We start from the raw sequence: 10,138 nt of genomic DNA on the forward strand, positions 1-10,138 counted from the left end.
GGACGTGATGGAGGCTATCTGATCCCCTCGGCCAAACGTGCAACTTTCCCTCCTACTCTGGTCTTTTTGCGTTCTTCTTTTTTGGATTGCGGCGCCATTCCACCGAGCGCCTGCTCGATGTTCCTTACCATCGCGACAAGACGAGGTCCAATGTCGTTGAGCAATCTGTCTTCCGTGAAGCGGAATGCCGGCGCGCCGCAATTGAAGGCGTAAGGACCGGTTCCGTCGTTCAATCTCAATGCAACGCCGACTGCGGCGACGTCGTTCTGCCAGTCGCCTGCGGACATCGTGAAGCCGTGCTTCGCGACCGTCTCGCCGGAGCGCTCGATGCCGTCGCGCATCTTGGCCCAGCGGCTGCCGTAGTGATCCCGCAGCTCACGCAGTAAAGCCGCGCGCTCGTCGGGCGGCAATGCCCAAATATAGGCACGTCCCATCGCGGTGGTTGCGATCGGTACCCGCGAGCCGACGTCGAGTTGCACGCCGAGCGCCAGGCCGTTCCGGCTCTGGCCGAAATAAATCATGCTGTGGCGGTCGCGGCCGCCGACGGCGACCGCGCCGCCGGTCGCGCGCATCACTTCTTCTCGATAGGGCTCGGACAAATGCCGAACGCCGAGATTGGCGAGCGCGGCGTAGCCGAGTGCCATCGCCGACGGCGCGAGCTGGTACTTCTCGAACTTCGGTACAGGTGTAAGGTATCCCAGCTTGGTGAGCGTGTAGGTCAGCCGGGAAATGGTTGGCTTCGGTAACTTGGTGCGGGCCGCAATCTCCTGGTTGCCGAGCAGCCCGTCATTGGGTTGGAATGCGCGCAGGACGTCCAGTCCGCGGGAAAGCGCGACGACGAAATTGCGATCGGTCGCGGCTTTCTTGCTAGCGCGCTTCATCCCTATCCTTGCCCTGCCCTTGTCATGCTCGTTGACAAGGCACGTGCTTCAAAATAACCCTCCATGTCAAGATGTGGAATTAAATTTCGCAGTGCGAAATTGGTCTAATCGTAGCGGCTCAACGCAAGTCGTGCAGCTACTCAACACAAGTCCAAGAACAAGCATCCAGGGAGAGTCCCGGTGAGTGAAGTCGTCAAGCTCGAACGTCATGACAATATTGCCGTCGTCACGGTTAACAGTCCGCCTGTGAATGCGCTGAGCGCCGCGGTGCGCGGCGGCATCTTCGAGTGCATCAAGAGCGCGATCGATGATGCGCAGGTCCAGGGCATCGTGCTGACCTGCGCCGGCCGTACCTTCATCGCCGGCGCCGACATCACGGAATTCGGTAAGCCGCCGAAGCCGCCCGGGCTCGCCGAAGTGCTGAGCCTGATGGAGAGCTCGCCGAAGCCGATCGTTGCCGCGATCCACGGCACCGCGCTCGGCGGCGGCCTCGAGGTCGCGCTGGCCTGCCACTACCGTGTCGCCACCAAGGACGCCAGGCTCGGTCTGCCCGAGGTGAAGCTCGGCCTGCTGCCGGGCGCCGGCGGCACCCAGCGCCTGCCGCGCGCGGTCGGTCCCGAGCTCGCGGTCAAGATGATCGTCGGCGGCGATCCGATCGGCGCGGACGCGGCGCTGAAGGCCGGCCTGATCGAGGAGATCGTCGAGGGTCCGGCCTCGGGCGGTGAGGCGTTTGCGCGCAAGGTGGTCGCCGAGAAGCGTCCGCTGCGCAAGCTGCGCGACGACGACAGCAAGCTCGCCGCGGCCAAGGCCGATCGTTCGATCTTCACCAATGCGGTCGCTGCGCTGACCAAGAAGTCGCGCGGCCTCGAGGCGCCGTTCGCCGCTGCCGACGCCGTCGGCGCCGCGATCGACCTGCCGTTCGACGAGGGCCTGAAGAAGGAGCGCGAGGGCTTCCTCAAGCTGATGAACGGCGACCAGTCCAAGGCACAGCGCTACGCCTTCTTCGCCGAGCGCGAGGCCGCCAAGATCTCCGGTGTCCCCGAGGGCACCAAGGGCCGCAACGTGGCGCGCGTCGCCATCCTCGGCGCCGGCACCATGGGCGGCGGCATCGCGATGTCGTTCGCCAATGCCGGCATCCCGGTCACCCTGATCGAGACCGGCGAGGAGCAGCTCAAGCGCGGCATGGGCATCATGCAGAAGAACTACGAGGCGACCGCCGCGCGCGGCGGCATCCCGGCGGACGCGCCCGCCAAGCGCATGGCGCTGATCAACGGTGTCGTCGGCATCGAGAACATCGGCGACGCCGATCTCGTGATCGAGGCGGTGTTCGAGACCATGGCGGTCAAGAAGGAAGTGTTCGGCAAGCTCGACCAGTACGCCAAGCCGGGCGCGGTGCTGGCCTCCAACACCTCCTATCTCAACATCGACGAGATCGCGAAGTCGACCAAGCGTCCGCAGGACGTGCTCGGCATGCACTTCTTCTCGCCGGCCAACGTCATGAAGCTGTGCGAGATCGTGCGCGCCGACAAGACTGCGCCGGACGCGCTGGTCACCGCCGTCTCGATCGCCCGCAAGATCGCCAAGGTGCCGGCAGTGGTCGGGGTCTGCGACGGCTTCGTCGGCAACCGCATGCTGGCGCAGCGCGGCAAGCAGTCCGAGAAGCTGCTGTTCGAAGGCGCCCTGCCGCAGCAGGTCGACGCCGTGGTGACCAAGTTCGGCATGCCGATGGGCCCGTTCGCGATGGGCGATCTCGCCGGTCTCGATATCGGCTGGCGCTCGCGCAAGGACCGCGGCATCAAGTCGGAGATCGCCGACGCGCTCTGCGAAGCCGGCCGCTTCGGCCAGAAGACCGGCAAGGGCTACTACAAGTACGAGCAGGGCTCGCGCGCGGCGCTGCCGGATCCCGAGGTCGAGAAGCTGATCGACGAGACGCTGGCGCGCCTCGGCCGCAAGAAGCGCGTCGTCAGCGACGACGAGATCCTCGAGCGCATGATGTACCCGATGATCAACGAAGGCGCGAAGATCCTCGCCGAGGGCATCGCGGCGCGTCCGTCGGATATCGACGTGGTCTGGCTCTATGGCTATGGCTGGCCGATCTATCGCGGCGGTCCGATGTTCTGGGCCGACACCGTCGGCCTCAAGCACATCGCCGATCGTCTGGCCTTCTACGCCAAGGAGACCAACGATCCCTCGCTCGAGCCGGCACCGCTGCTCAAGAAGCTCGCCGACGAGGGCAAGACCTTCGCCTCGCTCGCCGCGCCGTCGAAGGCGGCGTGATTGGCCGACTGTAACCACGTGTCATTCCGGGATGCGCCGTAAGGCGCAGACCCGGAATCTCGAGATTCCCCGATGCGCAAATTGCGCATCTTAGGTTCACGCTGCGCGTGCCCCGGAATGACAGTTTCCAGAGTCTGGTTTTCATGACCTATCCCGGCGAACAATATTATCCCAACGGCGTGCAGTGGAGCGACGAGATCACGCGCGGCACGCTGCCGGACCTGCTCTCGAGCGCCGCCGCGGAGTTCGGCGCGCGCCCGGTGCTCGAATTCCGCGACCGGCCGATCAGCTACGCCGAGCTGGAGGCCCTGGTCGAGACCGCCGCTGCGGCCTTCATGCGGGCCGGCTACGGCAAGGGCGCCTCGGTCGCGCTGTTCCTCGGCAATTCGCCTGACCATCCGATCAATTTCTTCGGCGCGCTCAAGGCCGGCGCCCGCGTCGTGCATCTGTCGCCGCTCGACGGCGAGATCGCGCTGTCGCACAAGCTGTCCGATTCAGGCGCGCGGGTGCTGGTCACCAGCAATTTGTCGGCGCTGTTGCCGACCGCGCTGAAATTCCTCGCCAAGGGTCTGCTCGACCGTCTGATCGTCTGCGAGGATGACAATTGGGGCAAGGTCGGCACGCCGCAAACCGCGCTGCCCGACAATCCCGCGATCATCACCCATCGCCAGTTCATCGACGGCGCGACCAGGCCGTCGCAATGGCCGGCGGTCGACGTCGAGGACGTCGCGCTGCTGCAATATACCGGCGGCACCACGGGTCTGCCCAAGGGCGCCATGCTCAGCCACGGCAATCTCACCGCGGCGGTGTCGATCTACGACGTCTGGGGCAAGCCCGGGCGGCTCGAACGCAATGCGATCGAGCGCGTGATCTGCGTGCTGCCGCTGTTTCACATCTACGCACTGACCGTCGTGCTGCTGTCGGCGATCAGGCGCGGTCATCTGATCTCGCTGCACCAGCGCTTCGACGTCGAGGCCGTGATGCGCGACATCGAGGTCAAGCGCGCGACGGTGTTTCCCGGCGTACCGACGATGTGGATCGCGATCGCCTCGCTGCCCGATCTCGACAAGCGCGATCTCTCTTCGCTGGTGGTCGCCGGCTCCGGCGGCGCGCCGCTGCCGGTGGAGGTCGCGAAGATCTTCGAGCGCCGCGTCGGCATGAAGCTGAAGAGCGGCTGGGGCATGACTGAGACCTGCTCGCCCGGCACCGGCCATCCCAAGGAGGGACCGGAGAAGCCGGGCTCGATCGGGCTGATGCTGCCCGGCATCGAGATGGACGTGGTGTCGCTGGAGGATTCCACCAGGGTGATGCCGGTCGGCGAGGTCGGTGAAATCCGCATCCGCGGCCCGAACGTCACCAAGGGCTACTGGAACCGGCCGGCGGAAACCGCGGAGGCTTTCGTCGGCGACCGCTTCCTCACCGGCGACATCGGCTACATGGATGCCGACGGCTATTTCTATCTGGTCGACCGCAAGAAGGACATGATCATCTCCGGCGGCTTCAACGTCTATCCGCAGATGATTGAGCAGGCGATCTACACCCATCCCGCCGTGCAGGAGGTGATCGTGATCGGCATTCCCGACGATTACCGCGGCGAGGCGGCAAAGGCCTTCATCAAGCTGCGCGACGGGCAGCCGGCGTTCTCGATCGACGAGCTGCGCGCATTCCTCACCGGCAAGGTCGGCAAGCATGAACTGCCGGCAGCGGTCGAGTTTGTCGACGAATTGCCGCGTACCCCGGTCGGCAAGCTGTCGCGTCACGAATTGCGCCAGCAGCAGCCCAAAAGTGCTCAAACCGAGACATCTCAATCCACGCAACAACAGACTGCATCAGGATCTCGCTCATGACCGACGCCGTTATCGTCTCCACCGCCCGCACGCCGATCGGCAAGGCCTATCGCGGCGCGCTCAACGTCACCGAGGGCGCGACCTTGCTCGGGCACGCGATCGGCGAAGCGGTGGCGCGCGCCAAGGTCGATCCGAAGGAGATCGAGGACGTGGTGATGGGCGCGGCGATGCAGCAGGGCGCGACCGGCGGCAACATCGCGCGCAAGGCGCTGCTCCGCGCTGGCCTGCCGGTGACGGTTGCCGGCACCACGATCGACCGCCAGTGCGCCTCCGGCCTGCAGGCGATTGCGCTTGCCGCGCGCTCGGTGATCTTCGACGGCGTCGAGATCGCGGTCGGCGGCGGCGGCGAGTCGATCTCGCTGGTGCAGAACGACAAGATGAATTCCTTCCACGCCCAGGATCCGGCGCTGCTCAAGATCAAGGGCGAGGTCTACATGCCCATGATCGACACCGCCGAGATCGTCGCCAAGCGCTACAACATCTCGCGCGAGAAGCAGGACGAGTATGGGCTGGAAAGCCAGCGCCGCACCGCGGCCGCGCAGCAGGGCGGCAAGTTCAAGGAAGAGCTCGCGCCGATCACCACCATGATGGCGGTCACCGACAAGGCGACCGGTGCCGTCACGATGAAGGAGGTGACGCTGTCGCAGGACGAAGGTCCGCGGCCGGAGACCACGGCCGAAGGGCTTGCCAGCCTCAAGCCGGTGCGCGGCGATGGTTTCACCGTCACCGCCGGCAATGCCAGCCAGCTCTCGGACGGCGCCAGCGCCTCCGTGATCATGAGCGACAAGGAAGCCGCCAAGCGCGGGCTGAAGCCGCTCGGCATCTTCCGCGGCTTCGTCTCCGCCGGCTGCGAGCCGGACGAGATGGGCATCGGCCCGGTGTTCGCGGTGCCGCGACTGCTGAAGCGCCACGGCCTCAAGGTCGACGACATCGATCTCTGGGAGCTCAACGAGGCGTTCGCGGTGCAGGTGCTGTACTGCCGCGACAAGCTCGGCATCGATCCGGAGAAGATCAACGTCAATGGCGGCGCGATCTCGGTCGGTCATCCCTACGGCATGTCGGGGGCGCGGCTCACCGGCCACGCGCTGATCGAGGGCCGCCGCCGCAAGGCCAAGTACGCCGTCGTCACCATGTGCGTCGGTGGCGGCATGGGCGCGGCCGGCCTGTTCGAGGTGTTGCAGTAATTCACCGTCGTCCTGGCGAAAGCCAGGACCCATACCCCGCGGCCGGGGTAAGGGGCACGGACGGTAGTCGCCTTCGCAAGACAACGAAGGCCGGTGGTAATGGGTCCTGGCTTTCGCCAGGACGACGATGGAACAAGACGTTAGGTTTCGCTCAAAAGGAGGATCCGATGGATCTCGCTTTCACCAAGGAAGAGATAGCGTTTCGCGAGGAGGTGCGGGAGTTCTTCAAGAACAACGTGCCGCCGGAGACCCGGCGCAAGCTGCAGGAAGGCCGCCATCTGTCGAAGGACGAGATGGTCACCTGGTGGCGCATCCTCAACAAGAAGGGCTGGGGTGTCACCCACTGGCCGAAGGAATATGGCGGCACCGGCTGGAGCACCGTGCAGCACTATATCTTCAACGAAGAGCTGCAGTCCTATCCGGCGCCGCAGCCGCTCGCCTTCGGCGTCAGCATGGTCGGCCCGGTGATCTACACCTTCGGCAACGAGAAGCAGAAGAAGGAATATTTGCCGCGCATCGCCAATGTCGACGACTGGTGGTGCCAGGGCTTCTCGGAGCCGGGCTCGGGTTCGGACCTCGCGTCGCTGAAGACCAAGGCCGAGCGCCGTGGCGACAAGTGGATCATCAACGGCCAGAAGACCTGGACCACGCTCGCCCAGCACGCCGACATGATCTTCTGCCTCTGCCGCACCGATCCGGCCGCGAAGAAGCAGATGGGCATCTCCTTCATCGTGTTCAGCATGAAGTCGAAGGGCGTCACCGTGCGTCCGATCCAGACCATCGACGGCGGCCACGAGGTCAACGAGGTGTTCTTCGACGACGTCGAGGTGCCCTACGAGAACCTGATCGGCGAAGAGAACAAGGGCTGGGATTACGCAAAATTCCTGCTCGGCAATGAGCGTACCGGCATCGCCCGGGTCGGCGTTTCGAAGGAGCGGCTGCGCCGCATCCGCGCGCTGGCCTCCAAGGTCGAGGCCGGCGGCCGTCCGGTGATCGAGGATCCGGCGTTCCGCGAGAAGCTCACGGCCTGCGAGATCGAGCTGAAGGCGCTCGAGCTGACCCAGCTCCGCGTCGTCGCCGACGAGGGCAAGCACGGCAAGGGCAAGCCCAATCCGGCGTCCTCGGTGCTCAAGATCAAGGGCTCGGAAATCCAGCAGACCACCACCGAGCTGCTGATGGAGATCATCGGTCCGTTCGCCGCGCCCTACGACGAGCACGGCGATGCCGGCTCCAACGAGAGCATGGATTGGACCGCGCAGATCGCGCCGAGCTACTTCAACAACCGCAAGGTTTCGATCTACGGCGGCTCCAACGAGATCCAGCGCAACATCATCAGCAAGGCGGTGCTGGGACTTTGATCCTCTCCCTCTCCCCGTTCTTCGCGGGGAGAGGGTTGGGGTGAGGGGCATCTCTCCGAGCAACGACTGCCGAGAGACCTGTACCCCCTCACCCGGATCGCTTCGCGATCCGACCTCTCCCCGCAAGCGGGGCGAGGTGAAGAGGCCCCGGCTTGAACAACGATCAGTTAGTTAAGGGAACGAACATGGATTTTGATCTGTCCGAGGAGCAGCGGCTTCTCAAGGAGAGCGTCGACGGGTTGCTGGCGGATGCCTACGACTTCGATGCGCGCAAGAAGTACATGAAGGAGAAGGGCGGCTGGAGCAAAGCGCTCTGGGGCAAGCTCGCCGAGCAGGGCCTGCTTGGTCTGCCCTTCGCGGAGACCGACGGCGGCTTCGGCGCCGGCGCGGTCGAGACCATGATCGTGATGGAAGCGCTCGGCAAGGCGCTGGTGGTCGAGCCTTATCTCGCCACCGTCGTGGTCGCCGGCGGTTTCCTGCGCCATGGCGGCTCGGCCGAGCAGAAGGCCAAGTACATCCCCGGCATCATCGACGGCAGCAAGACCTTCGGCTTTGCCCAGCTCGAGAAGAACTCGCGCTACGATCTCTTCGACGTCGTGACCACGGCGAAGAAGAAGGGCGACGCTTACGTGATCGACGGCGAGAAGTTCGTCGTGCTCAACGGCGAGAACGCCGACACATTGATCGTGACCGCGCGCACCAAGGGCGGCCAGCGCGACAAGACCGGCATCGGCGTGTTCCTGGTTCCGGCGGGTGCCAAGGGCATCACCAGGAAGGGTTATCCCACCCAGGACGGCCTGCACGCGGCCGACATCACCTTCACCAATGTCGAGGTCGGTGCTGACGCTGCGATCGGCGATCCCGAGAACGGCCTGCCCCTGATCGAGCGGGTCGCCGACGAAGCCCGCATTGCGCTGTGCGCGGAAGCGGTCGGCGCGATGGACGAGTCGCTGAAGGAGACCGTCGAGTACATCAAGACCCGCAAGCAGTTCGGCGTTGCGATCGGCTCGTTCCAGAGCCTGCAGCACCGTGCCGCGGACATGTTCGTGGCGCTGGAGCAGGCCCGCAGCATGTCGATGTTCGCCACCATGGCGTCGGACTTCGACGATGCCAAAGAGCGTTCTTCAGCGGTTGCCGCTGCCAAGGTGCAGGTCGGCAAGTCCCTGAAGTTCGTCGGCCAGCAGTCGATCCAGCTTCATGGCGGCATCGGCATGACCATGGAAGCCAAGATCGGCCACTACTTCAAGCGGCTGACCATGATCGAGAACACGCTCGGTGACACCGACTACCACCTCCGTCGCGTCAGCGAGGGCGGCGGGCTGTTGGCCTAACCACACAGGCGTCATTCCGGGGCTCGCGAAGCGAGAACCCGGAATCTGGCGCCGCAACCTCTGGATTCCGGGTTCGCGACTGCGTCGCGCCCCGGAATGACGTGCAAATAACAGGGAAACAACAACAATGAAAAACACCCCGTTCGACCTCACCGGCCAGGTTGCGGTCATCACCGGCTCGAGCCGCGGCATCGGCCGCGCCTCGGCGGAGCTGCTGGCAAAGCTCGGCGCCAAGGTCGTGATCTCCTCGCGCAAGGCGGATGCCTGCGAAGAAGTCGCCGACGGCATCAAGAAGGCGGGCGGCGATGCGCTCGTCATCCCTTGCAACATCGCGCGCCGCAACGAGGTCGAGGCGCTGGTCTCGGGCACAATCAAGCATTACGGCAAGATCGACATCCTGGTCTGCAACGCCGCGGTGAACCCGTATTACGGCCCGCTGCTCGACATCACCGACGAGGCGTTCGACAAGATCATGGGCTCCAACGTCAAGAGCAACATCTGGCTGTCCGCGCTGGCGGTCCCGCAGATGGCCGAGCGCGGCAAAGGCTCGGTCGTGATCATCTCCTCGATCGGCGGCCTGCGCGGCTCGACCGTGATCGGCGCCTACGGCATCTCCAAGGCCGCCGACTTCGCACTGTGCCGCAGCCTCGCCGGCGAGTGGGGCCCGAAGGGCGTGCGCGTCAATTGCGTGGCGCCGGGTCTGGTGAAGACCGATTTCGCCCGCGCGCTGTGGGAGGACCCGGATAATCTGAAGCGCCGCACCGCGTCGACGCCGCTCCGCCGCATCGGCGAGCCCGACGAGATCGCCGGCGCGGTGGCCTATCTCGCCTCCGATGCCTCGACGTTCATGACCGGCCAGACCATCGTGGTCGACGGCGGCGTCACGACGGCTGCGACGTAAGGTCAATCGCTTTAAGATATCGCGCGCAATCGTCCCACGATCTCGTCATGCCCGGCCTCGTTGTTTAGTCCGGGGACATGGCTGACACCTGTTCGGACACATCACTGACAGGTTGGCGGTTGGTCAAGTCGATTGATGCGACCTGCCAGCTGGCGAAGAAGACGCCGTAATGGCCGTCGCGATCCAGCGGCCTGATGGCAAGCCGTTCGCGCGCGAAGGCCTGTGGAACCTTCCAGAAGCGTCCCTTGAAGGAGATGTAGGGCCTCGTCGATGAGACCCTGCGCACGGTCTCGCCGCTGTCGTACTCGATTTTCGGGACGCGGGCCGGCATAGCGCGGGCACTGGGTCGGAAGCGATCG

General features: G+C 65.0%; 7 protein-coding genes and 1 pseudogene. 6 read left to right on the top strand and 2 right to left on the bottom strand.

The features are described from left to right. Positions 1-14 precede the first annotated feature (14 nt). Positions 15-881 carry an IclR family transcriptional regulator gene (locus tag J6525_RS40030; protein ID WP_018269093.1) on the bottom strand — a complete coding sequence of 289 codons (867 nt, stop codon included), beginning with the start codon at positions 879-881 and terminating at the stop codon, positions 15-17. 180 nt (positions 882-1,061) lie between these two features. Between J6525_RS40030 and J6525_RS40035 the strand changes: the two genes are divergently transcribed. The 6 genes from J6525_RS40035 to J6525_RS40060 all read left to right on the top strand — a co-directional run bounded on the left by J6525_RS40035 (position 1,062) and on the right by J6525_RS40060 (position 9,779). After that, on the top strand, positions 1,062-3,158 hold the full coding sequence (locus tag J6525_RS40035) for a 3-hydroxyacyl-CoA dehydrogenase NAD-binding domain-containing protein (protein ID WP_225648757.1): 2,097 nt from the start codon (positions 1,062-1,064) through the stop codon (positions 3,156-3,158). Positions 3,159-3,301: 143 nt separating this feature from the next. Then, positions 3,302-5,005 (top strand): dicarboxylate--CoA ligase PimA, encoded by a 1,704-nt coding sequence (pimA, locus tag J6525_RS40040; RefSeq protein ID WP_225648759.1) that lies wholly within the window; start codon positions 3,302-3,304, stop codon positions 5,003-5,005. Further along, the gene (locus tag J6525_RS40045) at positions 5,002-6,189 is read left to right on the top strand and encodes an acetyl-CoA C-acyltransferase (RefSeq protein WP_225648761.1); all 1,188 of its coding nucleotides are present in this window, start codon (positions 5,002-5,004) and stop codon (positions 6,187-6,189) included. Before pimA ends, J6525_RS40045 begins: the two co-directional genes overlap by 4 nt. Before the next feature lie 167 nt (positions 6,190-6,356). Continuing rightward, on the top strand, positions 6,357-7,547 hold the full coding sequence (gene pimC, locus J6525_RS40050; protein WP_057016017.1) for a pimeloyl-CoA dehydrogenase large subunit: 1,191 nt from the start codon (positions 6,357-6,359) through the stop codon (positions 7,545-7,547). Positions 7,548-7,732: 185 nt separating this feature from the next. After that, the gene (gene pimD / locus J6525_RS40055) at positions 7,733-8,878 is read left to right on the top strand and encodes a pimeloyl-CoA dehydrogenase small subunit (protein ID WP_225648763.1); all 1,146 of its coding nucleotides are present in this window, start codon (positions 7,733-7,735) and stop codon (positions 8,876-8,878) included. Between the two features lie 127 nt (positions 8,879-9,005). Then, positions 9,006-9,779 (top strand): SDR family NAD(P)-dependent oxidoreductase, encoded by a 774-nt coding sequence (locus tag J6525_RS40060; protein WP_225648764.1) that lies wholly within the window; start codon positions 9,006-9,008, stop codon positions 9,777-9,779. 64 nt (positions 9,780-9,843) lie between these two features. Here the strand turns inward: J6525_RS40060 and J6525_RS40065 are convergent. Continuing rightward, positions 9,844-10,138, bottom strand: a pseudogene (locus J6525_RS40065) (IS481 family transposase); the annotation flags it as partial.

This window comes from Bradyrhizobium australafricanum (assembly GCF_020329495.1).
Classification (GTDB): Bacteria; Pseudomonadota; Alphaproteobacteria; order Rhizobiales; family Xanthobacteraceae; genus Bradyrhizobium; species Bradyrhizobium australafricanum.

Excerpts from the sequence above, each read along its gene's own strand:
- J6525_RS40030 (WP_018269093.1), bottom strand. The coding sequence starts at position 881 with ATGAAGCGCGCTAGCAAGAAAGCCGCGACCGATCGCAATTTCGTCGTC.
- pimA (WP_225648759.1), top strand. The coding sequence starts at position 3,302 with ATGACCTATCCCGGCGAACAATATTATCCCAACGGCGTGCAGTGGAGC.
- J6525_RS40045 (WP_225648761.1), top strand. The coding sequence starts at position 5,002 with ATGACCGACGCCGTTATCGTCTCCACCGCCCGCACGCCGATCGGCAAG.
- pimC (WP_057016017.1), top strand. The coding sequence starts at position 6,357 with ATGGATCTCGCTTTCACCAAGGAAGAGATAGCGTTTCGCGAGGAGGTG.
- pimD (WP_225648763.1), top strand. The coding sequence starts at position 7,733 with ATGGATTTTGATCTGTCCGAGGAGCAGCGGCTTCTCAAGGAGAGCGTC.
- J6525_RS40060 (WP_225648764.1), top strand. The coding sequence starts at position 9,006 with ATGAAAAACACCCCGTTCGACCTCACCGGCCAGGTTGCGGTCATCACC.